Annotated in this window: 22 protein-coding genes and 3 pseudogenes; 8 read left to right on the top strand and 17 right to left on the bottom strand. The window is 60.3% G+C overall.

All coding sequences use genetic code 11. The annotated features are described in order from the left end of the window. Positions 1-846: 846 nt before the first annotated feature. The 3 genes from CWO91_RS33680 to CWO91_RS33670 all read right to left on the bottom strand — a co-directional run bounded on the left by CWO91_RS33680 (position 847) and on the right by CWO91_RS33670 (position 3,941). The gene (locus tag CWO91_RS33680) at positions 847-1,146 is read right to left on the bottom strand and encodes a DUF1330 domain-containing protein (RefSeq protein ID WP_130219825.1); all 300 of its coding nucleotides are present in this window, start codon (positions 1,144-1,146) and stop codon (positions 847-849) included. 293 nt (positions 1,147-1,439) lie between these two features. Then, on the bottom strand, positions 1,440-1,661 hold the full coding sequence (locus tag CWO91_RS33675) for a hypothetical protein (protein WP_130219824.1): 222 nt from the start codon (positions 1,659-1,661) through the stop codon (positions 1,440-1,442). 489 nt (positions 1,662-2,150) lie between these two features. Beyond that, complete coding sequence (locus CWO91_RS33670) at positions 2,151-3,941, bottom strand: adenylate/guanylate cyclase domain-containing protein (RefSeq protein ID WP_130219823.1); 1,791 nt, start codon at positions 3,939-3,941, stop codon at positions 2,151-2,153. Between the two features lie 284 nt (positions 3,942-4,225). Here CWO91_RS33670 and CWO91_RS33665 point away from each other — a divergent pair, with 284 nt between their 5' ends. Next, positions 4,226-5,206 carry an ABC transporter substrate-binding protein gene (locus tag CWO91_RS33665; RefSeq protein WP_130219822.1) on the top strand — a complete coding sequence of 327 codons (981 nt, stop codon included), beginning with the start codon at positions 4,226-4,228 and terminating at the stop codon, positions 5,204-5,206. 216 nt (positions 5,207-5,422) lie between these two features. On the opposite strand, the gene CWO91_RS33660 is transcribed toward CWO91_RS33665, so the two are convergent. Genes CWO91_RS33660 through hppD form a run of 3 tightly spaced genes read right to left on the bottom strand, consistent with a single transcriptional unit; the run spans position 5,423 to position 7,090 of the window. Further along, positions 5,423-5,614, bottom strand: a complete 192-nt coding sequence (locus tag CWO91_RS33660; RefSeq protein ID WP_130219821.1) for a hypothetical protein — start codon at positions 5,612-5,614, stop codon at positions 5,423-5,425. Continuing rightward, positions 5,595-5,987 (bottom strand): Rieske (2Fe-2S) protein, encoded by a 393-nt coding sequence (locus tag CWO91_RS33655; RefSeq protein WP_208753103.1) that lies wholly within the window; start codon positions 5,985-5,987, stop codon positions 5,595-5,597. Before CWO91_RS33655 ends, CWO91_RS33660 begins: the two co-directional genes overlap by 20 nt. Continuing rightward, complete coding sequence (hppD, locus tag CWO91_RS33650; protein WP_130219820.1) at positions 5,987-7,090, bottom strand: 4-hydroxyphenylpyruvate dioxygenase; 1,104 nt, start codon at positions 7,088-7,090, stop codon at positions 5,987-5,989. Before hppD ends, CWO91_RS33655 begins: the two co-directional genes overlap by 1 nt. 140 nt (positions 7,091-7,230) lie before the next feature. Here hppD and CWO91_RS33645 point away from each other — a divergent pair. Further along, positions 7,231-7,689, top strand: a pseudogene (locus CWO91_RS33645) (Lrp/AsnC family transcriptional regulator); the annotation flags it as partial. A gap of 161 nt (positions 7,690-7,850) precedes the next feature. Here CWO91_RS33645 and CWO91_RS33640 read toward each other — a convergent pair. The 3 genes from CWO91_RS33640 to CWO91_RS33630 form a co-directional block, all read right to left on the bottom strand. After that, the gene (locus CWO91_RS33640) at positions 7,851-8,432 is read right to left on the bottom strand and encodes an amino acid synthesis family protein (protein ID WP_130219818.1); all 582 of its coding nucleotides are present in this window, start codon (positions 8,430-8,432) and stop codon (positions 7,851-7,853) included. 6 nt (positions 8,433-8,438) lie between these two features. Next, positions 8,439-9,302, bottom strand: a complete 864-nt coding sequence (locus CWO91_RS33635) for a fumarylacetoacetate hydrolase family protein (protein WP_130219817.1) — start codon at positions 9,300-9,302, stop codon at positions 8,439-8,441. A 107-nt stretch (positions 9,303-9,409) separates the two neighbouring features. Then, a complete protein-coding gene (locus tag CWO91_RS33630; RefSeq protein ID WP_130219816.1) occupies positions 9,410-10,111 on the bottom strand; it encodes an FCD domain-containing protein in 702 nt (233 codons plus the stop codon). A gap of 114 nt (positions 10,112-10,225) precedes the next feature. Here CWO91_RS33630 and CWO91_RS33625 point away from each other — a divergent pair, with 114 nt between their 5' ends. From CWO91_RS33625 to CWO91_RS33615, 3 genes are read left to right on the top strand one after another with little or no spacing between them, the layout of a single operon-like run. Then, a complete protein-coding gene (locus CWO91_RS33625; protein WP_130219815.1) occupies positions 10,226-11,218 on the top strand; it encodes a zinc-dependent alcohol dehydrogenase family protein in 993 nt (330 codons plus the stop codon). A 17-nt stretch (positions 11,219-11,235) separates the two neighbouring features. Continuing rightward, entirely contained in the window at positions 11,236-12,141 is a 906-nt protein-coding gene (locus tag CWO91_RS33620) for a VOC family protein (RefSeq protein ID WP_130219814.1), read from the top strand. Positions 12,142-12,174: 33 nt separating this feature from the next. Further along, positions 12,175-13,155 (top strand): Bug family tripartite tricarboxylate transporter substrate binding protein, encoded by a 981-nt coding sequence (locus CWO91_RS33615; protein WP_130219813.1) that lies wholly within the window; start codon positions 12,175-12,177, stop codon positions 13,153-13,155. A 166-nt stretch (positions 13,156-13,321) separates the two neighbouring features. Here the strand turns inward: CWO91_RS33615 and opgC are convergent, their stop codons facing one another. Then, positions 13,322-14,719, bottom strand: a complete 1,398-nt coding sequence (gene opgC / locus CWO91_RS33610; protein WP_130219812.1) for an OpgC domain-containing protein — start codon at positions 14,717-14,719, stop codon at positions 13,322-13,324. A gap of 558 nt (positions 14,720-15,277) precedes the next feature. Here opgC and CWO91_RS33605 point away from each other — a divergent pair. Next, on the top strand, positions 15,278-15,940 hold the full coding sequence (locus tag CWO91_RS33605) for a response regulator transcription factor (protein ID WP_130219811.1): 663 nt from the start codon (positions 15,278-15,280) through the stop codon (positions 15,938-15,940). Here CWO91_RS33605 and CWO91_RS33600 read toward each other — a convergent pair. The 4 genes from CWO91_RS33600 to CWO91_RS33585 all read right to left on the bottom strand — a co-directional run bounded on the left by CWO91_RS33600 (position 15,935) and on the right by CWO91_RS33585 (position 20,396). Beyond that, a complete protein-coding gene (locus CWO91_RS33600; RefSeq protein WP_165405902.1) occupies positions 15,935-18,055 on the bottom strand; it encodes an MASE1 domain-containing protein in 2,121 nt (706 codons plus the stop codon). The two genes, CWO91_RS33605 and CWO91_RS33600, sit on opposite strands and share 6 nt — an antisense overlap. Positions 18,056-18,757: 702 nt before the next feature. Continuing rightward, positions 18,758-19,399, bottom strand: a complete 642-nt coding sequence (locus CWO91_RS33595) for a LysE family translocator (RefSeq protein ID WP_130219810.1) — start codon at positions 19,397-19,399, stop codon at positions 18,758-18,760. 80 nt (positions 19,400-19,479) lie between these two features. Next, positions 19,480-20,007: a DUF3237 domain-containing protein gene (locus tag CWO91_RS33590; RefSeq protein ID WP_208753102.1), complete on the bottom strand. Its 528-nt coding sequence runs from the start codon at positions 20,005-20,007 to the stop codon at positions 19,480-19,482. Then, positions 20,004-20,396, bottom strand: coding sequence for a nuclear transport factor 2 family protein (locus tag CWO91_RS33585; protein ID WP_165405901.1), 393 nt, complete (start codon positions 20,394-20,396; stop codon positions 20,004-20,006). The genes CWO91_RS33590 and CWO91_RS33585 overlap by 4 nt, the downstream gene beginning before the upstream one ends. A 122-nt stretch (positions 20,397-20,518) precedes the next feature. Between CWO91_RS33585 and CWO91_RS33580 the strand changes: the two genes are divergently transcribed. Both CWO91_RS33580 and CWO91_RS45615 read left to right on the top strand, forming a co-directional pair. Further along, positions 20,519-21,052: a winged helix-turn-helix transcriptional regulator gene (locus CWO91_RS33580; protein ID WP_130219808.1), complete on the top strand. Its 534-nt coding sequence runs from the start codon at positions 20,519-20,521 to the stop codon at positions 21,050-21,052. Between the two features lie 857 nt (positions 21,053-21,909). Further along, positions 21,910-22,230: pseudogene (locus tag CWO91_RS45615) on the top strand (transposase); the annotation flags it as partial. A gap of 234 nt (positions 22,231-22,464) precedes the next feature. Here the strand turns inward: CWO91_RS45615 and CWO91_RS33570 are convergent. The 3 genes and pseudogenes from CWO91_RS33570 to CWO91_RS33565 form a co-directional block, all read right to left on the bottom strand. Continuing rightward, positions 22,465-22,698, bottom strand: a complete 234-nt coding sequence (locus CWO91_RS33570; protein ID WP_130219806.1) for a hypothetical protein — start codon at positions 22,696-22,698, stop codon at positions 22,465-22,467. A gap of 369 nt (positions 22,699-23,067) precedes the next feature. After that, positions 23,068-23,337 (bottom strand): DUF7660 family protein, encoded by a 270-nt coding sequence (locus CWO91_RS45610; RefSeq protein WP_433995594.1) that lies wholly within the window; start codon positions 23,335-23,337, stop codon positions 23,068-23,070. 162 nt (positions 23,338-23,499) lie between these two features. Then, a pseudogene (locus CWO91_RS33565) lies at positions 23,500-23,645 on the bottom strand (SAM-dependent methyltransferase); the annotation flags it as partial.

Here is a 23,645-nt window from a genome sequence, read left to right as displayed (position 1 = left end):
TAGTATAGCAGCCTTCTGTTTCAGCCAAACTTCGTCAAACAACTCAAGATCGCTGCTGCGCGAATAAAAATCCAACTACAGCGTGAAATGATTTACCACTGGATGCAAGCACCGTTGGCTGCAACGCCGCCTGTTAGCCACCGGACCGAAGCAAGAATGGATCGACCGACGCAGCTAGTCGGTCTGCCACTTGCATGTTCGGCGTGGACTGCTTTTCGGTAGGCAGCGAGCGGAGAGAACTGGCGGCCAGCCCGGTACAAGCGATAAGAGCAGCTATTGCTACCGCAGCGAGATATTCGGTTCTCATCTTGTCCCTCCCTTCATAGCGAGGAATAACCGGGCGCTCTTAGAAATGGTTCCGGGTGCTGTTCGTTTCCTCGTTCGATGAACCCTGCGCCGCGATCCCAAAGGAACGAAAGCGCCTGTCAAGGCTTTGGCAGAACACGAGGCCGTCGCTCGCCGGTCCTAACACGGCGCAGATCGCGGGATAGCCAAAGGTCGCGGCCACCGACCCGCTATGCTCAATGCAAGCGCTCGCGTAGATAGCCAAAAGCGACGGTCTCCGGTTCCTTGATTAGGGCAGCCGTACTCGCAGGCGGAGAAGCTGCGGGAAGGGGTAGGCAAGGAGGTTCGTTGTGCCCCGCCGCGTCGACATAGACCACAAACACAGCCGGGCAATTGCTAAAGAAATTGGCGAGAAATTGCGCGCTGCGCTAAAGCCTGAGCCGGACCAACCCGAGAGCCTTAAAACGCAAATCGAACGGCTGCGGAAATTAGAGGAGCGCTCGCCGTCAATCGTTCCCGGTACTGAGCATGGGAACAAACTTCGTCGTTAAGCCGTGTAGGCTACACGCCCTCAAGCGTGATCAGCATATCGAGATCACTCGTGCTTTCTTTGCGTAATTTTACGAGCGGCTGATATTCTGGCGAGTTGTACCACGCGTCGAGCGATTGCTTGTCGGGGAACTCGATGATGACCACGCGATCCGGCTCCCAGTGGCCCCCTTCGGGGAATTGATGCGCGCCGCCCTTGGTCAGATACCGCCCGCCATATTTTTCGATCATCGGCCCGACCTTGACCCGGTACTCCTCGAATACGGCGGGCTCGGTGATGAGGTGCTCAGCGATCACGTAAGCCTTCGGCATGGCCGCTCTCCGGCATCGTCTCCGGCCAGAAGCCTATCACGGATCGGGGTTCTGTCCCAAAGTGGAGAGCCGCGATCTCCAGCGGATGCGGACCATTCAGAACATCCCGATCAAAATAAAGAGGCCGATCTCGACCATGAAGGTAACGGCCATGATTGCGACCGTGAGAAACACATCACCTACCGGGAGAGGGGTCATGGCGCGCCTCGCACCTTGCGAAGCCCCGAAGCCCAAGAGCCAACCTGCCAACGTTGGGAATGTTTCAGGTTCCAAGCGCGTTAGGCACGACATGCCTACCGCATTTCGAGTTCGCTGATCGCCTGCGCTGAAATCTGTGCAGGGTCTTTGATCCCGGTTTGGGCGATCTTGATGATTGTCTTCGCCACCAATTCCGTGAGCGGATCATCGCGATCTTTAACACAGAGGGTACGTAACGTTTGCTCGTAAGCCTTGATAATACAGGCAATCTCTTTCGGTGCCATACCGTGGGTTTGCAAATGTAGGTAGATAGCCATGTCTGCCCTCCAGCACGCCTATGACGTCGCACAATACCATGGAACCGGAGCTTACCGGCAAACTCGCCGTCGATGATGAGCCCCGCCGGACGTCGAGCCGAGCGGCGCGAGCAAAGCGTGTTCTCAGTAGTTCTACTGATAGTAGAACAAATCCAGCACCCTACTTGCGCGGGTCCTGTGAGCGCCAAAAATGCGTGCCGGGACGCGCGACCGCCTCCTTTGAGAATATTTCACCCGGACGATTTTGCAGTTTGATTACGCGGGAGCGCCGCCTGTGCGTTCTACCGGCGAGGGCTATCCGGGGGCGGGCTTGCAGGTAAACGCCGGTAAACGGCCGACAGGGCGTTTACCGGGGCAAAGAGCAAGTGGCGGTCAATTAGGTACGAGAAGTCTCGACGACCTCTCTGATCAGTGAAGTCGGGTCAGTGGACCATAGCGGACTTGATGTGCTCAACCCTGAGTTCTTCGCATTTTGACCCATGTCTGACATTACCCAACCGGCACTCCGGCCATGCGCATGCCATCAATGGTGCGCTCGCGTTTCGAGAGGTAGGTCGGGTTATCGCTCGCTGCGCCGTCCCGAAAGCGACTGATCGTGAAGGTTGGATCGAGCGCAAGTCCCTCGTTCGCGGCCGCCCGCGCCTCGCCCAGCGAGCCAAGGTGCGCGAGTGCAGCGGCGAGATGGAAATGCACCATTGGAAAGTTTCGGTTAGCCTCGCGGCTTCGGCGCAGCCAGAGAACCGCTTCAGCGTCGGCACTGAGCTGCGCCTTGGCGATGCCAACGAACAGCATCCAGCGGAAGGCGAAGGTATCGCAAGGAGAGAGGCGGAACGCCTCGTGGATATGGGCCTCGGTCTCCGCGCCGCGCCCCATGATGAATTTGGCATAACCGATGGAGCCATGAGCGTCGGCCAAATTTCGGTCCAGCGCCAATGCCTGCTCGCATTCGGCAATTCCTTGGGCCGGGCGGTTCGTTGACATTTGGATGACGCCCAGAACCAGGTGGGCGAAGGCATGGTTGGGCGCAAGGGATAGTGCCTTAACGATGGCTGCCTCAGCCACAGCAAGACACCTTGCCCGGTCATCCCTCATATATGCGGCTCCGCTTATGTTATCGACATTCGCCACGCCAACTAGTGCGTCAACATTTCGAGGGTCGAGCGCCAAGGCGCGTTCAAACAAACCGCGCGCCTGCGCGAGGTATTTGGGTGTCATACCTCTATTCATCCAAGCCCTGCCCTGAAAAAATAAGTCCATCGTATTGGGATGCAGTGAGTGTTCCGCTCGCCGCGCCTCAGCCTCAGTAAGCTGGGCATCTAACGTGTTGGCGAGTCTTGAGACGATTTCGTCCTGCATGTCGAAAAGTTCGGCGACAGGCTTTTCGAAGCGCTCGGCCCAAAGATGTTTGCCGCTTTCGGCATCGACAAGCTGTACGTTCATGCGAAGCCGCTTGCCGCTACGCTGCACTGAGCCTTCGAGCACGTAGCAGACCTTCAATTCGCGACCAACTTGCCGGACGTCGACTGCTTTACCCTTGTACGAGAACGCACTGTTGCGGGCGATTACGAATGACCCTGAGATGCGCGACAGGTCCGTGGTCAGGCTCTCGGTCACGCCATCGGCGAAATAGTCCTGTTCAGGATCGGCGGTGAGGTTGGCAAACGGCAACACAACGATTGAAAGACGAGGCGGTGAAGGGGGGGCCAGCCTCGCGCGCCCCGCCTGTGTCGCTGACCGGGACACATCCCGGACCACCTCATAGGCTCGGACCGGAACGGCGATATTTTTGAGGTTCTGTTCGCCCAAATCGGCGAACTCAACGCCGACCTTACCTCGGACTTGATCGTAAACAGCAGAGGAGATGCAGATGCCGCCGGGTTCTGCGATGCTCTCAAGCCGCGCCGCGATGTTAACGCCGTCTCCAAAGATGTCATGCGGTTCAACGATGACGTCACCAATATTGACGCCCACGCGAAAGGCAACACGCCTGTCTTCCGCCTCAGCGGTCGTCAGTTCCCTTATGCGGGCCTGGAACTGCACAGCAGCTCGAACCGCTTCGACCGCGCTGGTAAACTCCGCCAAGAACCCGTCGCCGGTGTTCTTCACGATGCGACCGCCGTGTTCGGAGATCGAGGGCGTGATACTGTCCGCGAGGAGCGCTGTCAGTTTGGCATGCGTCGCCTCTTCGTCATGGTGCATGAGCCGCGAATAGCCAGCGACATCGGCGGCCAATATCGCCGACAACCTACGCTCGATCCGGACTGGCCGCTCTTGTACCATGGCCGCAAATCCAACCCACAGAATACTATGACGGATCGAACGGCGGTGCCAGTCGCGCTATGATGGCCGCAGTGGCTCAAGTCGGCTCATGGCCCGTTTGAGACACTGCATCGAGGAATGTCCGAGTTCGAGGGCGAAGCGGAAAACATATGCTCGCACCGAGTTCTTCTCAGTTTGACCCGAAGCGGGCATGTGCCCTCGCGTTTGCAACGGACAACCCGCCTGGTGCCACGACCATCGAGAGGTGATACTCTGCACCGTCCTCAAGCTGCAATGAGGATCGAATGAAGCGGCGGGAGTTCATAGCAGGCACTGCGGCGCTGCTCGTTTCGCCAAAGCGTGCGTGGGCGCAGGGGCCTCGCCGTCGGCTTGGCTTTCTCGCTCTAGGTGACGCGAGCGGGCGGGCTCCCAATCAAGCCGAGCTTGCCTTGCTTGATGGGCTACGAGACCACGGCTGGATAGATGGAAGAAATCTGACTATCGACTACCGTTTCGCACAGCCTCAGGATCGCGCACCAGCTTTGGCTGCCGAGCTGATTGCGCTCCATCCCGATGTGCTCATCGCCGCGGGACCGCAAGCAGTGCTAGCCCTGAAATCGGCAACTGCTACCATTCCGATCGTATTCGTGACTGTGTTCGATCCCGTGGCGCTCGGCCTCGTGCAAAGCCTATCGCGGCCAGGCGGCAACATAACGGGTCTTGCGACCTACGTGCCAGGCGAGTGGGTTGCAAAACGAATAGAAATCCTCCGGGAACTGGTTCCTGGCGCCTCGAAGATTGCGATCCTGGTCAATCCGGGCAACCCAATTCACAGGCTGCTATTAGCCGAGGAGATACCAAGCACCGCCCGAAACCTTGGCGTGGCGCTCCCGATAGTCGAGGCGACCACGGCCGAGGAACTCGATATTGCGTTTGCCTCGGCCGCCGCTCAGCGCGCCGATGCAATAATTGTTTTCGGCGATGCTCTGACCTGGGTCGAGGGTCCGCGAGTTATCGCGCTCGCGGCGAAGGATCATCTGCCCGCGATTTATCTCTTCCGACAAGTCGCCGAGGGCGGATTGATCGTCTACGGCCCCGATATAGCCGATCTGTTCCGCCGTGCAGGCGGCTACGTCGATAAGATCCTCAAAGGCACCAAGCCTGCTGATCTGCCGGTAGAGCAGCCGACCAAATTCGAACTGATGATCAACCTGAAGACGGCCAAAGCGCTCGGCCTCACCGTGCCGCCGTCCTTACTTGTTCGGGCTGATGAGGTGATCGAATAGAGATGCTTTTTGCTGCAGCGCGTGAGTCCGATAATGGCCCGATGCGGCAGTTGCGGAATGTCTGCTCTTGCGCCGCTGTTGGACATTAAGCGGACACAGACCGCTCTTGCGAGGGGCTGCACTCGACAAATACGCGGCGGACAGGAAGGAGCACCGCCCGCCGCGCCAAGTGTGCCGCCTGCCCATGCGCAAAACCTGCGGCGCATCTCGAAAATCTCACTGGCCGATATGACGAATGACGCCAGCCTCGCCCGCGCCCTCGCGCGGCTCCGGCGGAGGCGCGGGCTCCCACGCGATCGACAGAACCGCCAGAGGGTTCGTGTCGGGCCTGAAATCGGCGGGCAGGCCCTGCGACCGCGCGAGCGCGATCAGCACGCATTTGGATTGCTCAAGCCGCCGATGCGGCATGCACGCGAATCCGACCGTCGTCATCCACGACGATCGGAATGGCATCGAGGGCGCAATTCAGGCCCAGTCCCTCGACGCCGGTGCCATCCTGAACGCGAAATCCGGCGCTGTGGTTGGTGCACCGAAGGACCGTGCCGTCCGCGCTCAGCACGTTCTCCCCGCGATGATCGAGGGGCAGGTACTGATGCGGACATGCATTGACATAGGCTGCGAGAGTGCCCGCCGACCTGACGATCAGGATCGGAAAATCTGCGGGACCGAACTTGATGGACTTGAGGCTCCCTTCGCCAACGTCATGGGCGTCGCACAGGATGGTTCCTTCGGCCGGCGCGCCGCGATAGCTCTTCCATGCGTCAGGTATGGCTGCCTCCATCAGGATGCCTTGAGGACGCCGCGCTCAATCTGATCGGCCTCGATACTCTCGAACAGGGCCTTGAAGTTACCCTCGCCGAAGCCGTCATCTCCCTTCCTCTGGATGAACTCGAAGAAGATCGGGCCGATCACGGTCTTGGAGAAGATCTGAAGCAAAATGCGGGTCAGACCGCCATTGACGACACCTTCGCCGTCGATGAGGATTCCGTGCTTGCGCATGCGATCGAGCGGCTCGGTGTGGCCCTTCACGCGGTCAAACGATTTGTCGTAGTAGATCGAGGGCGGGCCCGGCATGAACTCGAGCCCGCGACCGGCGATGGCGTCGGTCGCCGCATAGATGTCATCGGTGCCGACGGCGATGTGCTGGATGCCCTCGCCCTTGTACTGGCGCAGATATTCCTCGATCTGGCTCTTGTCGTCGGCGCTTTCGTTGATCGGGATCCGAATCTTGCCGCAGGGGGATGTCAATGCGCGCGAGGTCAGGCCGGTCAGTTTGCCGGAAATGTCGAAGTAGCGGATCTCGCGGAAATTGAACGTCTGGCTGTAGAACTTGTACCAGGTGTCCATGTTGCCGCGCATGACATTGTGCGTGAGGTGATCGAGATAATAGAACCCGACTCCTTTCGGTGTTGGATCGACTTCGCCGGTCCAGTCATACTCGGCTGCATAGGGCGAGCCCTTGGCGCCATAGGTCTCGACCAGATACAGCAGGGATCCGCCGATCCCGACGACCGCCGGCACGTCGAGTGACTTGTCGTTGCCGGTGTATTCCGTTCCGCCGAGTTCGAGGACGCGCTTTAGGGCGTGTTTGGCATCGACGACGCGCCAGGCCATCGCCGGCGCGCAAGGTCCATGTTCGGCGACGAAGCGGGCGGCATGCGAGTTCGGCTCCCGGTTCAGGACGTAATTGATCTTGCCCTGGCGCCAAACAGAGATGTCCTTGGTCTTGTGCCGGGCGACCTCCGTGTAGCCCATTTGCTCGAAGAGCTTGGCGAGCTTCTGCGGCTCGGGATGGGCGAACTCGACGAACTCGAAGCCGTCGGTGCCGGCCGGATTGGCTGCCGAAATCGTGGCGGGTGGGGCATCGTGAGGGAAGGGACCCAATGTCGCGCTCCTGGAATGGTATTTGATCCGACAAGGAAATATACTGCCGGCCCCCTGCACGATCTCCGCAAAATCCGCTCGACAAGGCCGAGTTATGCGTGAAACATGCGCGCCGCTATATCATCGTGCAAGGATCACGCATGGATCAGTTCGACGTGAAATTGCTGCAAGCGCTGCAGTCCGATGGACGCTTGTCGAATTTTGAACTGGCCGATGTTGTCGGCTTGTCGGCGTCTCAATGTTCGCGCCGTCGTGCGGCGCTCGAGAATGCCGGCACGATCGCAAGCTACCATGCTCATCTCGATCGCGAGGCGCTCGGGCTCGGCATCGTCGTCTTCGTGCAGGTGACGCTCGCAACGCACTCGCCGGACAATTCGAGGCGCTTCCTCAAGCTGATCGAGAGTCTGGAGGAAGTGCAGGAGGCGTATGCGCTCACGGGCGAAGCGGACTACCTCGTCAAGGTGGCGATCACCGACCTCAAGGCGCTCTCGATGCTTCTCAACGGCGTATTTCTGCCGCACGACAGCGTCGCGCACGTGCGCTCGTCCATCGTCCTCGATTGCCTGAAGCAAACCTCGCAGTTGCCGCTTGGGCATCTGATCCCTGCTGACAAGAGCAAGGCTCATCCTGCGGGGAGTTCGCGATCCCGAGGCAACGCTCATCCACAATTCAAGCGATCGAGAAAGGCTTGAGTTGGTAGACCGATCCAGGCTGAGGTCGAGGTTTCGCCGCGAGCGCTGAGCAGCGATGCCGTCAATCCTCAGCGCTGCCCATCATGCACCGAGATATCCGATGCAGCCAGCCCGCCGATCCGCGCATGTGGCCTGCCACCGGTCGCCATCACCAGGCCGAAGGCGATCTCGTCACGTCTGGGCGCATCCCAGAGCGTCATCTCCGCCGTTCCGAAATGACTGCGCACATAACACGCATGGATGTGCCCAAGCGGGACCATCAGGCGCGTGCCGGGACCGCCGATCGTCTTTGCCGCCGGAACGATTGCCTTGGGTTGCCCGAGCACGTCGCGCATGCCCTGGCCGCCAGCCTCATGCCAGACGGCGCCGTGCTCGAGCTCGCCGTCCTCGCCGACGATGATGCCCTTGCCATAGGCTTCGATGTGCGGCGCGCCGCCAAGTTGCGCGATCAGCGCGCTCGCGAGCTCGCGCCCGAGCTCACGCAACGACGCTTGAAACGGCATCAGGTTCGGTTCGTAGCGGCCCGCGAAGGGATTGGCGACGACTGCAACGGCTGTCCCGACTAGGAGCGGCTTTTCCAGCCGGGGGCCGCGCTCGTGCCAGATCGTCTCGACACTGAGCGCGGTCTTGCGAATGTCATAGGACGACATGCGAACCTATGCCTCGTCCACGACCGGATTACTGAGCACGCCGATGTTCTCGATTTCGACTTCGACCACGTCGCCGGGCTTGAGGAAGATCGGCGGCTTTCGTGTGAAGCCGACACCGGCCGGCGTGCCGGTGGCGATGACGTCGCCGGGGACGAGGTCGAAAATGGTCGAGCAATATTCGATCAGCCGCGGGATCGAGAAGATCAGCATCGAGGTGTCGGACGACTGCACCGTCGCGCCGTTGACGCGCGTCTCGAGCTTCAGCTTGGTGGGATCGCCGATCTCGTCCGGCGTGACCAGCCAGGGTCCGAACGGACCCGTGCCGACGAAGTTCTTGCCCGAGGCGATCTGCTGCGCATGACGCTGCCAGTCGCGCACGCTGACGTCGTTGTAGATCGAGTAGCCGGCGACGTGATTCCAGGCGTCGGCCTGGCTGATGTGACGGCCGCCCTTGCCGATGACGACGGCGAGCTCGCCCTCCCAGTCGAAATTGTCGGAGACCTTCGGACGGATCACCGGTGCATTATGGCCGACCTGGGAGCGCCAGACCCGCAGGAAGATCGGCGGGAATTCCGTGATCTCGCGCTTCATGCCGAAGGCGACCGCTTCATTGTGGTGGTCGAGATAATTGCGCACGGCGCAGACGATCTTCTCCGGCCGCGGAATGACGGGGAGATATTTGATGGCGCTCAGCGCCATCGTCGGCTTGTGCTGGGCGACGATGGTATCCCGTCGTGCATAGTCGTCGCTGCCGACGAAGTCCGCGAGCGTCGGATACTGCGGCAGGGCACGGCCCAGATCCACGACCCCGTTTTCGACAACGGCGCCCCAGCTTTCCCGATTTCCATCCAAGAACGACAGCAGCTTCATGATTACGACCCAATTACGACCCACGAGTTAGCATTTTTCGATGATCTCTAGTATTTTCGAAAATCATGCGGGACGCAAGCCCACTGCGCCTGAAAAAGCCGCGCCATCTATTCGGCGTCGAGCAGGTGTCCGGCGTATTTCGCGACATTGTCCGCGGTGGTGCGGATATGGGTCTCGATCAGTTGCACGGCGAGATCGGCATTGCGCGATATCGCCGCCTGCATGATCGCCTGGTGCTCGCCGGCCTTGTCGCGAGGGCGCGGCCGGAAATTGGCCGACAGATGCCGGTAACGCTCGGCGCGATCGAACAGCTCGGCGCGGATTGCGAGCAGGGTCGCAGAGCCGCAGGCGGAAACCAGCGCCTGGTGGAATTGCCGGTGGGCGATCTTCCATTCGGGATCGCGCAAGGGATGTTCGGGATCACGCTGTTCAATGCGCTTCAGCCTGTGCAGCGTCGAGATGACGGCAATTTCCCAGTCGTCGTCGCCTCGTTCGATCGCGCGGCGGATCAATTCCACCTCGATCAGCACCCGGGCGTCGGTGACCTCCGCCAGATCCTGTCGGCTGACCGGCGCCACGCGAAATCCGCGCTGCTCCTGCGCGTCGACCAGGCCCTCGGCGGCAAGGGCGGTCAGCGCCTCGCGCAAAGTGGTGAAGCTCGCGCCGAAGCGCTCGCGCAAAACGTCGAAGCGCAGCGGCTCGCCGGGAGCCAGACCGCAGGTCACGATCTCCTCGCGCAGCCGGTGGGTGATGTCGGCGGCGATCGTCTTGCCGAATTCCTTGCGGGGGCGAATGGCGCTGTCAGGCATGGTCCTGCCGATGAATCAATGGCCAAAGATGCCGCGCCAACGACCATCTTGCAATAATTTTCGTAACCGCTAGTATTTTCGAAAATACAGGTTCGAGGAGGGGGAAATGAGCTCATGAGAGCGATTCTGGTACGTCAGCCGGGCGGGCCGGATGCCCTCGAGTTGGTCGAAGTGCCGGTTCCGGCGCCCGGCGCCGGACAGGTTCAGATTCGCGCCGAGGCGTTCGGGGTGGGGCAGCCCGATGTGCTGATCCGCCGTGGCGTCTACAAATGGATGCCGCCGCTGCCGGCCAATCCCGGCAATGATGTTGCCGGCCGTATTTCCGCGCTCGGGTCGGGCGTTGAAGGCTTACGGGTCGGCCAGAAGGTCCTGCTGAGCGCGCGTGACCTGTCGCAGCGCGGCGGCTGTTACGCCGATTACGTCGTCGCACCGGCAGACGCCGTTCATGCACTTCCCGACAATGTCGATCTGCAGGCGGCGGCGTGCCTATCGAACTACCAGGTCGCTTACGCACTCCTGCACGAGTGTCGCCATCCGCGCGCGCCGAAAAGTGTGCTGGTGATCGGCGCGGCCGGCGGTGTCGGCACCGCGCTGGTGCAGCTGGCCAAGCTGGCGCAGATGACCGTGATCGGCACGGTCTCCACCGAGGAGAAGGCCGCGTTCGCGCGCCGCAACGGCGCCGACCACGTCATTTTCTATCGTAGCGAAGATGTGGTGGCGCGGACCCGCGAGCTGACGAAGGGTGAGGGCGTCGGTCTCGTGCTCGACCACGTCTGCGGACCCGAGTTCACCTCCTATCTTGGCGCGCTCGGCAAATGGGGCACGCTGCTGTCATACAACGCCTTCGCCGGGCTGCCGGAAGAGAATCTGATGGCGGCGATGCGCAATCATCTCGACATCTGCCCGGCCGTGCGTTGCTTCTCCTTCCACATCTATGACCATGATCGCGAAGGCCGTCGTGCCCTGATGCGCAATGTGATCGAGGCCCTGAGCCGCAACGCGATCAAGCCGGCGATCTCGGCGACACTGAAGCTCGACCAGGTCAGGCAAGCTCACACCTTGCTCGAGCAGGGCTCCGCGCTCGGCAAGATCATCATGACGCCATGAGAGAGTGAACCAACACAATGACGACCCAAGCGCCCATTGCTCGATTCACACGGCTGAGACACGCCACTTTCGCCTCGCCGGATTGCGAGCGATTGCTCGACTATTACCGCGGAGTGATTGGCCTCGGCCTGGTCGGTCGCGATCGACATCGCATTTTTCTCGCCAGCGATTCCGAGCAGCTTTCGCTGGTGATCGAGCCCGGCGAGGCGGCGCTGACGAGCATCGCTTTCGAGATTTCTCCGAACGTCGAGATCGAGGCGCTGAGCGCCGCCTTGAAACGCGCGGATTTGCGTCCCGAACTGCGGAGTGATCCTCTGCCCGGGATCTCCAGGCTGCTGTCGTTCATCGATCCTGAAGGAACGCGCTTCGAATTGATCCAGGGTTGGACGCCGACGCCGGCGCAGGAGCGGATCGGTGCGCTCGCTGTCACCAAGCTCGGCCATGTCGCGCTTCGTACGCCCGATCCGCTCGCGGCTTCGGAGTTCTATGCGAACGTCATGGGTTTGCGGGTCTCCGACTGGGTCGACGACCGCTTCGTCTTCATGCGCAGCGGCTACGAACATCACACGCTGAACTTCGCCCGTGCTCCCGTGCGCAGCCTGCATCATCTCGCATTCGAACTGCGCGGCCCTTCCCATATGCAGCAGGCCTGCGATCATCTCGCCCGCCACAAGCTCCCCATCCTTTGGGGACCGGTCCGTCACGGCCCCGGCCACAACACAGCGGTCTACCACCGCAATCCCGATGGCCATCTGGTCGAGCTGTTCCACGATCTCGACCGCATGATCGATGAGGAGCTCGGCTATTTCGATCCGCGTCCCTGGCATCGCGATCGTCCGCAGCGCCCGAAGGTCTGGGTCGGACTGCCGCGCGACGTCTGGGGTCTGCCGCCATCACCGGAATGCGTCGAGTTCGCCCGCTAGAGCATAAACAACAGTCAAAGGGAGGATGCATCCATGCGATGGATGAAGCGACTTGCTGCGACCGGATTTCTGCTTGGCAGCTTAGTGGCGGCCGGCCCGGCCCAGTCGGCGGACAACTATCCGTCGCGCCCGATACGCTTGATTCACGGCTTTGCCGCCGGCGGTGCGGCCGATACGCTGTCGCGCATCATCGCCGACGGGCTGTCCAAGAAGCTCGGGCAACCGATCGTCGTCGAGGCCAAGCCCGGCGCTGGCGGCAACATTGCGGCGGACGCGATCGCCAAGGCTGAGCCCGACGGCTATACGATCGGACTCGTCACGGGCGCCCACGCCATATCGGCCGCGACGTACAAGAGTTTGAGCTACCAGCCGGCCGATAGTTTCGACATGATCTCGACGCTGGTCTACTACGCGCTGGTCATTGCGGTACGTAACGACTACCCGGCCAAATCGCTCGGCGAATTGATCGCGGCGGCAAAGCAGAAGCCCGGCGCGCTCAGCTTCGGCTCGGTCGGTTTCGGCAGCACGCATCATCTCGCGGGAGAGCTGCTCGACGCGATGGCCGGCATCGACATGGTGCATGTGCCCTATCGCGGGGATTCCCAATCCGTCACCGCGCTTCTCGGCGGAGAAGTGCCCGTGATCGTCGGCACGCCCGTCCTGCTTGCACCGCAAATCCAGAGTGGGGCCATTCGGGGCTTGGCTGTCACTTCGCCGACGCGGACCGCGCTGTTGCCGGATGTTCCGACGGTCGAGGAAGCCGGCGTCAAGGGATATGACGTGCGGACCTGGGCGGGCCTTCTCGCTCCCAAGGGCACCCCGCCAGCCGTCGTCGCCGCACTCAACTCAGCGACACTCGACATCCTCAAGAATCCCGAGATCAAGCAGCGGCTGGAAACGGCCGTCGGAGGCGAAGTCCGTGGCAGCTCTCCCGACGAGATGCAGAAGCTGATCCAGTCCGAAATCGCGAAGTGGTCGGGCGTGGTTGAGCGGGCGAAGATCCCCAAGATCTGATCCGGGCGTCCGCCCCGGGAGGACGCCGGAATCCTTCAGGCGCGCAATCTGGGAGTCCAGCGTCGGATCATTGACTTCATACGATGCTCCGCGACGATCATGCTGGCCTTTTCGCCGAGCCCGTCGCGGAGGCTACAGACATTCTGCTCGATTGATAGAACTCAGGTCAGACGGATACGGAAGAGGACTGACTTGGTGGGCATGACGACGCCGCGATGGCATCCGCCTTGAGCCGCGCCAATTCGCTTGCGAGGCGAGGACCCTGGTGGGATTGCCGCTCCGCGAACTGGCAATCGATGAGGCGCTTCTGGCGGCCGGCCCATCCGAACTCGCGCAGTCCTCGGCGAAACGCCTCCAGGGTGCGCCAGCCAATGGGGCCCCAGGCGTCCTGCGGGGCGCGCACACCCATCGGCAGTCCAATGATCGGCTGCGGCCTGGATTTGATCTTGATCAAGTTCAGCAGCGTCGCCGCCACGATCATCGTTAGGACGCCACCAACGCTGAGCGTGATCTGCATCGCAAGCCCCTCAGATATGTCGAGCAGTACCAGGAGGCTGACGAGCGTAAGCAGAACGCCGAGGCAGAAGATTGGCAACGAGTGCTTGCCGCAGAGGATGGCGCCGCGCATCACCCCAGTCGTCAATGCTTGTCGATCGGGCGGCACGAACCATACCGCTACAACTGCAAGAGCCAGGAAATGCAATAGACGCAACGGATCGAGATTCGATTTGTCCATCGGGTAAGCCAACTTCGTCAGCCCCTGCGGGATCAACGCTTCCAGCGGCTTGATTCTCCAGCTCAATGCGATGACGAGGCTGAAGACCAGATAGAGAACGGCAGGCGCAAGCGCCATGCGTGACGTTAGCCAGGGGCGCACTCTTTCGCCCTCGATTATCATCCACGCGCCAAGCACCACTAGCAGCTGCCAGGCCAGCGGATTGAAAGCCCAGTGACCGCTCGGCCACGCCGGCAAGGACCAGCCGAACATATGCACCAGTGTATAAAGCGCCAGCGAGGCGCCAAGCGTCACGTTCGGCAGTCGGAGCAGCAACCACAGCAACGGCGCGAACAAGAGGTGGAGAAGCACGAAGATCGGCAACACGTCGGTATTGACCGGGCGGTACTGCAGAATCGCCGCATGCGCGAGCGTCGCGCCCGGCTGGTCCAGCAGAATGCGCGTATTGCTCTCGTCAGCAAGGCGTTCCACGCCAGCGATGTGGACTAGGAGGGCGCAGGCGAGCGTGAGCAGCAGAAATGCGACGTAAATGTCCCGGCTTCGCCGCAGCGTCCGGCGGATCACGCTGGTCCATCCCTCGCAGCTCCATATCTTGCCGTAGGCCAGTGCGCAGGTGACGCCCGAGACGAACATGAACACTTCCGCGGCATCGCTGAAGCCGTAGTTTCGCAGCGTCAGCCAACTTCCAATGTTGTTTGGGACATGATCAAGAAAGATGCACCAGAGCGCGATGCCGCGGCAGGCGTCAATGCGCGGGTCGCGGCCGTTGGCTTTCAGCTCCGGCAGCGCGGCCGCTGATGGCTTCGGGGTGGCGGTTCGATCATGCATTGGCCTGCCTCGTCCAGCGTGCGCGCACGCTTAATTAAAGAGGAACGATCGAGCGGGACGAAATTGACAAAAAGCGCGGCCCTGCGGGTCGGACAGCGCCGCAGTTCAGGGTTGCTTCACATCGACCTGGCCACGACAGCAATTTCGACAACGATCATATGGCCGCGCTGAGTAAAACGCTGGTGGAGAGGCTGACTGTCGACATCATCGTTCAAGTGGCGCAGTGTGTAAATCGGCCGCAGGTCGGTACAGAGAGGTGCCTAGGTCCTATGACCAAGGTACCGTCCGGGCCGCGGTATCTATTTGATATCCTCAGCCACGTGATGAGTAATTCATCGCTCGCGTGGACGGACGGGCCAGCGAGTGCCGCGCTTCACGTAGTCCGCGCTCCTTACGATTTGTGTGCCGATTGCAACCATTGCACACAGCAGCGCTCGGCACCTACTTTGAGTTCCTGACGGCGAACCGCTGGACCAGAGATAGAAGGTGGACGGTTTCGAGGGTGGGTGTATGATTTTTCATTGATCTCCGGGCGCTCAGAGAACGGAGAGCATTTTTATGAAGGTGCTTGTTGTAGACGATCACACATTGATCCGCGAGGCGTTGCACGGCGTCCTGAAGCAATTGAAGCGAGAAGCCGTGATATTCGAAGCTTCGAGCAGTCGAGAGGCCATGCACATCGTCGAGCAGCATCCCGATATCAGCCTCATTTTGCTCGATATCAATTTGCCTGACCGCGACGGCTTCTCTGTCCTTTGCGAACTGCGCCATCGCTATGCGACGATTGCCATCATCATTCTCTCGTCCTCCGATGATCAGGAGACGGTCAGGCGCGCTTTCAAACTTGGCGCGCTGGGTTTCATCCCGAAAACCACGGAACGTGACGTGATGCTCAACGCTATTGAGTTGGTGTTCTCCGGCGGAGTTTACATTCCCTCGGAGATTCTGGAGGAAACAGCGGGTCCGCGGTTTGCGGATAAACCATTGGCTCGCGACTCGCTCAAGGGGCTCGGATTGACCGATCGTCAGATCGACGTACTGGCGCTCCTGATGAAGGGAAAAAGCAACAAGGTCATTGCCAGGACGCTCAATATGGCAGTGCCGACAGTGAAGAATCACATCACGGTCGTTCTCAAGGCGCTCGGCGTAGCGACCCGCACTGAGGCCGTCATAAAGGTCGGAAAAATGGGCTGGGAATGGCCGCCGAAATCTGAATCATGAAACTGCCCCGGTGCCTCTTCCACCATCATGATCCCTAAGGAGCTCATGCATGACAGCGCGGAGCCGCATCGGGTCGACGGGCTTGTGCAGCAAAATGTATCCTCTGTCCCTAGCGTCCCGCAGAGGTTCAGCTGCGGTATCGCCGCTGATGAGAATCGCGGGAATTGACGAGCCAAACGCCGCATTGATTTGTTCAATTGCCCGGATTCCGGTCTTCCCGCTTGCGAGATGATAGTCCGAGATGATGAGATCGGGGCGCTGTTCGCGCTCGGCAAGTCGGACAAGTGCAGCTTCGTCGGATCCGGCGACAAGAACCGAGTATCCCCATTTGCTGAGCAATCCGCCCGTTCCCTCCTGCACGATCGGAGTATCGGCAATAACGAGAATCGCCTTGGCGTCGACCGCGAAGGCGCCGGGGTGGGGTAGGTCGGCGGGCGCCGCCGACCTGGCGCATTGATCGACTTTCGGAACCAGGATCGCAAATCGCGAACCTCGGCCCACAGTCGAAGCCAGGTCGATTTGATGGTTGAGAAGCACGCGAAGCTTGTCGACGATGGCGAGGCCGAGCCCCAGTCCGCCGGACCGGTTCTGTTCTGAGGTGGGAACTTGAAAAAACTCGCCAAAGATATTGTGCTTTTGATCGTCGGGAATGCCAGGACCGGTATCGCATACCTCGATACGCAACATTTCACCGCGACGACGACATCCGACTAGGATACCGCCCTGCAACGTATAGCGCACCGCATTTGATACAAGATTCAGCATGATGCGTTCGAGCAGCATCGCGTCGCTTCGCACCCAGGCATCACTTGGCCTGACGCGTAGCCGCAGACCCTTTTTTTGCGTCGCCTGGTCAAACGCCGTCTCGATTTTTTGCAACAGGCGCCCGATCGGGAACTCGGTCATTTTGGGCGTAAGTATCCCGGCATCCAGCCTGGAAATGTCCAGGAGCGAATTGAACATTTCATCCATTTCCTTGCGGGTGGCATCGACCCGTTCGATCGTTTTTGTCCTTTCCTCCGGTTTGAGCGGCGTGCGCAGCTGGGCGACGAACAGCCCCAATGCATGTAAGGGCTGTCGCAAATCATGGCTTGCCATGGCGAGAAAGCGCGATTTCGCTGCGTTGGCGAGCTCCAGTTCCTGCGTACGCTCTGCGACCTTGTGCTCGAGTTCGCCCTGCGCGCGGCGCAGGCTTCCCTCCGCGTTCTTGCGGACCTCGACATCCGCGCTCAGCAGCAAGCTTGGAACGGTAATGCTGATCAAGAACATCAACACCAGCAGGAATGACGCATTGGGATCTGGCGTCGCGAAGGGGCCGCCGCCGGTGTGCGTTCCCCAAATCGTGATGCCCGCGAGCACGAGGGCAACCGTTGCAGTATCGCGTGGACCGCGACGCAGCGCCGCCCATAACATGGGCAGGATCGCCAGAAAGCCGAGTGGATCTCGGCCGGGCGTCTGCTCGATCAGGGGGCTGAAAGCAATGAGGCCAACAGCCGCCGCTGTCGCGAGGACACCTGCCGTCTCCACCATATCGTACCGGTTGAAGGCATGATGGTGGTTTGATGCCCACAGTACGATAACGGGAGCAATGACCAGTGCGCCGGTGACATCGCCCAGCCACCAGGTGATCCACGCGTCCGCGAAATTCTCCGGCTCGATGTACCCGAAGAGTGCCAGGCTGGTCAGTCCGATGCTGGCGCTGATCGGTGTCGCGATCACGACGCAGATCAGGGTAAACTTTGCGACGGAATTTGGCGTTGAGAACGTTTCACGCCCGCCTGACCACTGATTAATGAGATACGCACCGGCAATCGCTTCAAGAGAGTTGCCGGTTGCAATCGCAGTTGCAGTGGCAACGGAGCCTGCCGTCGTCGCATTAGCGATCAGCGCCGCCGCAAAAATTGCGGGCCAGGTTCGATATCCCCGCAACAGCACCGCCGCCAGCGCGACACCTGTCGGCGGCCAAATTGGCGTTGCACTGGGGTGAATAGAGGCGAGGGCAAGGCCACCCTTTGCCGAGGCGAAATAGATCACTCCAATCACGACCAGACCGCCGACGTAGCTGACGCTGCGGTATGAATCTATGTCGGAAGCAAGTGATCGTCGATCGGACATCGTCCGCGCCTGGGACTAGTCAATTGGGTCGTTCACCATGACTGACTTTTAAAGAGGCGACGCGTGCGCTGGAGGAACATCTGGCCGACTTGCGGTCCATCCCTCGCCTCAGCATCAGTGGAGACGAACAGGCCGCCGTTGCGCCCGGAGGAATTCGCGCCGTCTCGCGTTCACCCGATTTTTCGGGGAAAGCCATGGTACGACGAAGATAGGCTCTCCGAAAGGCTGGATTTGAACTCGGACAAAGTCGCTGTGTGCGACAAAGGCCCTATCTCTCGTTGGAGTCTCGGGACCAAACCACTTGCACGATAAATGCTGTGGCGGACGAGGAAGCGCAAGCTTGACTCAAGAATAGAAGCATCACCATGGCCGATGAGACGCTGAGTCCGTTTGCGTCGGCGACGGCGTTAGTTCGCGCGGAAAGGAAACCGTGACGACGGAGATGGAATGCTGGCAACGTCGGCTGGAACTGGTTTGAGAGACGTCCGACACATCGCCTACCGTGATCAACCGAGGCGAGGGTCCGTGCAATTGTTCGAGGTGAGAATTCCGCGGGTATCCTGTTTTTGCCCCAAATCTTGTTTCCCGCCCCATATTTCAGAGACGGCAGAACAGCGCACTCGCGGATTTCTACGGTAAGAGCTTGGCTGGTCGCCGGCCGAAACTCCGGGCGCTGGAAAAATCCGCTGGCGCCCGCTTAAATCAGTTTCCGCGCGCGAGCAGGAGCCGCAGCGCGAACGTCCCCATCAATCCGGCGAACAGCCAGTCGAAGATCCGCATCGCGCGCGGCGAGCGCCGCATCGTATTGGTGAAGCGGTCGGCCATCATGATCATCGCCGTGCAGATCGGGATCGAGAACGCGATGGAGTAGAGGCCGAGGAACATGAGCTTGCTGCCGGCATGCGGATCGCTCACCGACACGAATTGCGGCAGGAAGGTCAGGAAGAACATCACGACTTTCGGATTGAGCAGGTTTATGCCGACGCCCATCAGGAACACTTGCGATATCGGCGCCGTGCGGCCGTCGCCTTTCTTCAAGGTGAGCGCCGAGCCGTGCCGGATCGCCTGCATGCCGAGCCACACGAGGTAGACGGCGCCGGCGATCTTGATGACAGTGAAAGCCGTCGCGGACGCCAACAGCAAAGCCGACAGACCGAATGCTGCCAGCATCGAATGCGCCACGACCCCGAGGCACGCGCCCAGCATGGCGGCCATGCCGCGCGCCCGGCCGGCGGTGAGCGTTTGCCCGAGGAAGAAAGTCATGTCCGGTCCCGGCGTGAGAACCAGCAGCAGGCAGGCCGCGGTGAAGGCGGCCAGGATTTCGGGGGCGGGCAGGAAGGTCATGGCGCGGCGTGTCCCGGCATATGGTGAAGGAAACTTCAAAAAGCTCTGGCACGTCAGACCGTGCTGCCTAACCGCAAGGCTCAGAGGATGCGAAACAGCCGATGATCGATCCGCCCCGGGCCGTATTCGCCGTAGCCGACGGTGACGATTCCGCAAAGCCAAACGTAGCGCTCGTCTGACGTCTCGAACCTAGGCGTTGGCCGCACATAGCTTTCGTCGAAGGACAACCGCTCGCCCTTTGCCAGACGCTGACGGCCGTCTTCCGGAAACCTAAGGACGCCATGCGACTCATAGTGGATGAGAACCCCGTCGTCGGTGCGCATGGTTGCACGAACATCCATGCGACTGGTGCCGTCGGCGCCGAGGGAGACCCAGTCGCCGCCGCCTGGCAGCATGTCGCCCCGGAAGCTTGGACCTTCGAAGCGGCCGCTTTTCACCACAAAGGTCAAGCGTGTGCCGAGGGGAGTTGAGATCACCTGGCCGAGTTCCAGATCAATGCTGAGATCGCACAGATGCTCGACCGGCAACGCGTTGATCAACGCGCGATCGAACAATGGTGTCTTCTGGTCGGCGAGAGTTTTCGCGTTCGTCATGTTCGCGTCCATCATGCCGCTTTGAGCGCGGCCTTGACCTGTGCGTAGTCAAAGAACGTGTCCTTTCGTGTGACATAACCGTTGGCATCCACTTCGACGACGTCGAGCGCACGGAAGCCTCGGCGGTCCTGGCCGGGCGGCTGGAATGTCAGCGTCCAGTCCAGCGTCCAGTGATTATCTCCAAGCAAGAGACGATGCGTCACGATGCCAAAATCAGGATACCGCTCGAACACCTGCGCGAACTCCTGACGCAGTGCGTCATGTCCGGTAATTTCGCCGCTCCGGCCATGCGCCTGGAATGTCGAGTTCGGTGCGTGGAGCGCGAGGATGGCCTCAGGATTGTGGGACGTCCAGGCGGCGGCATAGCGATCGGCGATGTCGGCAATATTCAACTTCTTGGACATAGAACCTCTCGTTTTTTTCATGCAGTTGCGTCGGGATAGTTTCCCCCAAAGTTCGCCGAGCGTTTGCAAAGCCCCGGGAAGGGGCATAACTATGCATATGAATTTCATAGGGTCAAGATGATATGAAAAAGAAAGGCACTAAGGCGACGATCTCTTCGCCGGTATCCAAAGAGACCGTGTGCCCCGTCGCGCGCGCGCAAAGCATTGTCGGCGACCGCTGGACGGTGCTCGTCTTACGGGAGTTGACCATGGGTAACCGTCGCTTCGAAGAAATCCAGGCACAGACGGGAGCGACTCCGCAGATGCTCGCCGCACGTCTGAAAAAACTGGAGTCCGATCGTCTGGTCGAGCGCCGCCCCTACAGCACTCGCCCACTTCGGCACGACTATTATCTTACGGAGGCTGGACTCGCGTTCTATCCCGTACTGCTGGCGCTACGATCGTGGGGAGAGACATGGTTGAAGTCCGAGAAAGAGGAGCGCGCCATTCACTACACTCATATTCCGTGCGGGCAGGATCCGGGACTAGGCCTCGTGTGTCAGAACTGCGGAGGCGAGATGCGCCAAGACCAACTCGTGCCGCGATTTAGCGAGGCTTTTGCGAGAGAGCGCGACGCCAGGAAAGCGGCTTTCAAAGCTGCTCGCGTTCAGAATTGAAAACGCAGGCGTGGCTCGGGCAACGCAACGTAATTTCCGTGTCCACCCCAGCCGCTGGTCCCGGTGTTCTTCGGTGGTTTCCTGCGCGGCGGTTTCGGATAAGCCATTGATCTACTGGTGGGCCCGGCAGGACTCGAACCTGCAACCAGACCGTTATGAGCGGCGGGACAACATGGATCAGGTTCGTCGATTTCGTGGTGCTTTTGTTTGGTTTCGATCGCGTTGGTTCGTTCAGATTGAATTTCGATGACAGTGCACTTTTTACCTCAAACAATTTAGCACTGTCACCGTAACTCCCGGATCTGGAGCGGTAGTTGGTCGCCGTTGAAGCAAAATAACGAGTAGCTACACCGGCATTTCTGGTGCGGCCTCCAACGGAAAGAAAATGGAAACCTGCTGAGCTATTGATCCGCTGGTGGGCCCGGCAGGACTCGAGCCTGCAACCAGACCGTTATGAGCGTGTTGACTACGCTTTGTCTGTTTGAGTTCTCATATGTTTTCCTTTCGTCAGTGCACGAAAATGTCTGTTCTTTCCTGTTCATTCTGTGCACGAGCTGTGCACCGACAGAATCGCAGAAAAGTGCTTGCTGCATAGGGTTTTTGCGCCGCTCGCCGTCCGAGTTTCGACCGTGTGCTCTTCCGCTTCTGAGTGATCAACGATGCCGCATCTCGCATGTAGTCGGGGTGGTGATCCGCGCTGGGAGTTAACCCTCTCGACCAGCTTTTGGTCATCGTATTCGAGACCTTGCAGCTTAGTCAGCGCAGCCTGCGGCTTTCGCCGAACACCACCGCCGCAGGACGCCTGGTTTTGCCCACCGGGGATCCGACATCGCCCGATCGCGGCCAGGGGGCCGGCCCCCGGCAGCCTGATCCATCACTCCGACCGCGGCGTGCAATACGCGTCGATCGCCTATCGTCAGCGGCTTGCCGATCGCGACATCACCATCAGCATGAGCAGGCCGGGCAACCCCTTCGACAACGCCAAGGCTGAAAGCTTCATGAAAACGCTCAAGGCCGAACAGATCAACGGCAAAGCATTTGCCGACCTGGGCGACGCCCGCCGCCACATCAACAGCTTTATCGCGGAGGTCTACAACAAAGAGCGCCTGCACTCGGCGCTCGGATACCAGTCGCCCATTGAGTTCGAAACCGCCTTCGCGCAAAACAAAGCGCGGTAACCCATCGTGACAACCCCCGCTGTCACTGTAATTATCGTGTCTCACTTCAGGGGTGCAGTCCACCACTGTCACCGTAATAGCTTCCGCGCCGTCAAATCGCGCTCCTCTCGCCATGCCGCAGGCGGCGTTTCCAAATCCTCAAATCCGGGGCGCCCATCACGGCGCGTCGATGCTGCTGCGGGGCAATACGTGTAGTGACGTAAAACCCCCTGCCATGTGCGGGGGCTTGATCATCTAGCTCTTCGTCGGGTGACAGATGATCTGTTGGATGCTGTTGAACGGCGCCATGAGAGGCCTAGCTTTTGCGTGGTCCGTATGATCGCTCCCAGCGATGAAATCCCTCCCCACGATGTAGGGCGGGTACATGGTGCATGCATTCTGCACGCCGAACACAATCGTCAAGGATTCGCAGTCCTCTACCAGCTTCGAGAGATGGCCTTCCAGCGTATGCGGGTCGATCTCCGACATCAGGCTGTCCCCTTAGTTGGACTCAATGTGCAGCACCTTAACGCGTGTGGGGACACTTTGAAAACGACTCGGCTAAGTGCTTGAGTTTGCTAATTCCTGCATTTTGAAAACGACTCGATCTTGACCTTAAGAACGACTCGATCAGCGGTGCTTTCGCTTTGAAAACGACTCGATCCTGCAAGTCGTTCGAGACGCTGCGGAATTCGCCCCGTTTCTTGTGTCGGCGGGCGCTCGGTCCGGCAGCTTCGGCTCAGTCGGTGATAGTCCTGGTTCAGGACGAAGTTGAAAGCCGTATTCGCACGATGTTGCCGGCGATCGCTCGATCGAATTCGCTCCGGCTCGCCAGGGTCAACCGAAGGCGCGTCAGGGCTACTCGTAGATGCTGGCCGCATGCAGCAGTCGAGCAAGGACGGCGTAAGGCATGCTTGCCCGCTCATGCCCGTCCAGGAGGCGGCTTTGGCCAAGGGGGCTCGGCCCTTGATGGTCTCGCAGCACAGCTGCGAAAGCTTCGAGATATTGGTCCAGCGTAACCTGCTCCCATTCCTCCGGATGCGCCAGCAAGTGCTCCCGGAGACTCTCCACATAAGCGGAGAGCTCGGACGCATTCGAGGGAGCGGCATCGATAAGCCGGTGACTCATGTCAGCACCCATCTCTTCTGCGTACCCTGACCGATTGGCCAACTAACTAACTCTCTACTCTCCGAGACCGAGACCGCCGGCGAATACGCCCTCATCTGGTCCCGCTGACCGGCCAAAGACGCCCCCCTCCACCGAGCGGGGCGTCTCCCCTGCTAATCGCTATCAGCTTGCGGGGTTGCGCGCCGTGACGATCCACGTCGCGCTGTCGATCATCACCGACCGCTCGCCGGGGCGGCCCGCGAAGGCGGCACGAACCGCGGCCGAGGCGCGGGCGCGGATGTCGTCGGGCTGATCAGCGAGCGCGCGCG

Origin of the sequence: Bradyrhizobium genosp. SA-3 (assembly GCF_004212635.1) — a bacterium.
In the GTDB taxonomy this organism is placed as follows: Bacteria; Pseudomonadota; Alphaproteobacteria; order Rhizobiales; family Xanthobacteraceae; genus Bradyrhizobium.
Note: the sequence above shows the minus strand (reverse complement) of the source record. Positions and strands in the feature narration are given on the sequence as shown.

What these genes read in the sequence shown, in the direction of transcription:
- CWO91_RS33680 (WP_130219825.1), bottom strand. Translation starts at nt 1,146, where the DNA reads ATGCCGAAGGCTTACGTGATCGCTGAGCACCTCATCACCGAGCCCGCC.
- CWO91_RS33675 (WP_130219824.1), bottom strand. Translation starts at nt 1,661, where the DNA reads ATGGCTATCTACCTACATTTGCAAACCCACGGTATGGCACCGAAAGAG.
- CWO91_RS33670 (WP_130219823.1), bottom strand. Translation starts at nt 3,941, where the DNA reads ATGGTACAAGAGCGGCCAGTCCGGATCGAGCGTAGGTTGTCGGCGATA.
- CWO91_RS33665 (WP_130219822.1), top strand. Translation starts at nt 4,226, where the DNA reads ATGAAGCGGCGGGAGTTCATAGCAGGCACTGCGGCGCTGCTCGTTTCG.
- CWO91_RS33660 (WP_130219821.1), bottom strand. Translation starts at nt 5,614, where the DNA reads ATGCCGCATCGGCGGCTTGAGCAATCCAAATGCGTGCTGATCGCGCTC.
- CWO91_RS33655 (WP_208753103.1), bottom strand. Translation starts at nt 5,987, where the DNA reads ATGGAGGCAGCCATACCTGACGCATGGAAGAGCTATCGCGGCGCGCCG.
- CWO91_RS33640 (WP_130219818.1), bottom strand. Translation starts at nt 8,432, where the DNA reads ATGTCGTCCTATGACATTCGCAAGACCGCGCTCAGTGTCGAGACGATC.
- CWO91_RS33635 (WP_130219817.1), bottom strand. Translation starts at nt 9,302, where the DNA reads ATGAAGCTGCTGTCGTTCTTGGATGGAAATCGGGAAAGCTGGGGCGCC.
- CWO91_RS33630 (WP_130219816.1), bottom strand. Translation starts at nt 10,111, where the DNA reads ATGCCTGACAGCGCCATTCGCCCCCGCAAGGAATTCGGCAAGACGATC.
- CWO91_RS33625 (WP_130219815.1), top strand. Translation starts at nt 10,226, where the DNA reads ATGAGAGCGATTCTGGTACGTCAGCCGGGCGGGCCGGATGCCCTCGAG.
- CWO91_RS33620 (WP_130219814.1), top strand. Translation starts at nt 11,236, where the DNA reads ATGACGACCCAAGCGCCCATTGCTCGATTCACACGGCTGAGACACGCC.
- CWO91_RS33615 (WP_130219813.1), top strand. Translation starts at nt 12,175, where the DNA reads ATGCGATGGATGAAGCGACTTGCTGCGACCGGATTTCTGCTTGGCAGC.
- opgC (WP_130219812.1), bottom strand. Translation starts at nt 14,719, where the DNA reads ATGCATGATCGAACCGCCACCCCGAAGCCATCAGCGGCCGCGCTGCCG.
- CWO91_RS33605 (WP_130219811.1), top strand. Translation starts at nt 15,278, where the DNA reads ATGAAGGTGCTTGTTGTAGACGATCACACATTGATCCGCGAGGCGTTG.
- CWO91_RS33600 (WP_165405902.1), bottom strand. Translation starts at nt 18,055, where the DNA reads ATGTCCGATCGACGATCACTTGCTTCCGACATAGATTCATACCGCAGC.
- CWO91_RS33595 (WP_130219810.1), bottom strand. Translation starts at nt 19,399, where the DNA reads ATGACCTTCCTGCCCGCCCCCGAAATCCTGGCCGCCTTCACCGCGGCC.
- CWO91_RS33590 (WP_208753102.1), bottom strand. Translation starts at nt 20,007, where the DNA reads ATGATGGACGCGAACATGACGAACGCGAAAACTCTCGCCGACCAGAAG.
- CWO91_RS33585 (WP_165405901.1), bottom strand. Translation starts at nt 20,396, where the DNA reads ATGTCCAAGAAGTTGAATATTGCCGACATCGCCGATCGCTATGCCGCC.
- CWO91_RS33580 (WP_130219808.1), top strand. Translation starts at nt 20,519, where the DNA reads ATGAAAAAGAAAGGCACTAAGGCGACGATCTCTTCGCCGGTATCCAAA.
- CWO91_RS33570 (WP_130219806.1), bottom strand. Translation starts at nt 22,698, where the DNA reads ATGTCGGAGATCGACCCGCATACGCTGGAAGGCCATCTCTCGAAGCTG.
- CWO91_RS45610 (WP_433995594.1), bottom strand. Translation starts at nt 23,337, where the DNA reads ATGAGTCACCGGCTTATCGATGCCGCTCCCTCGAATGCGTCCGAGCTC.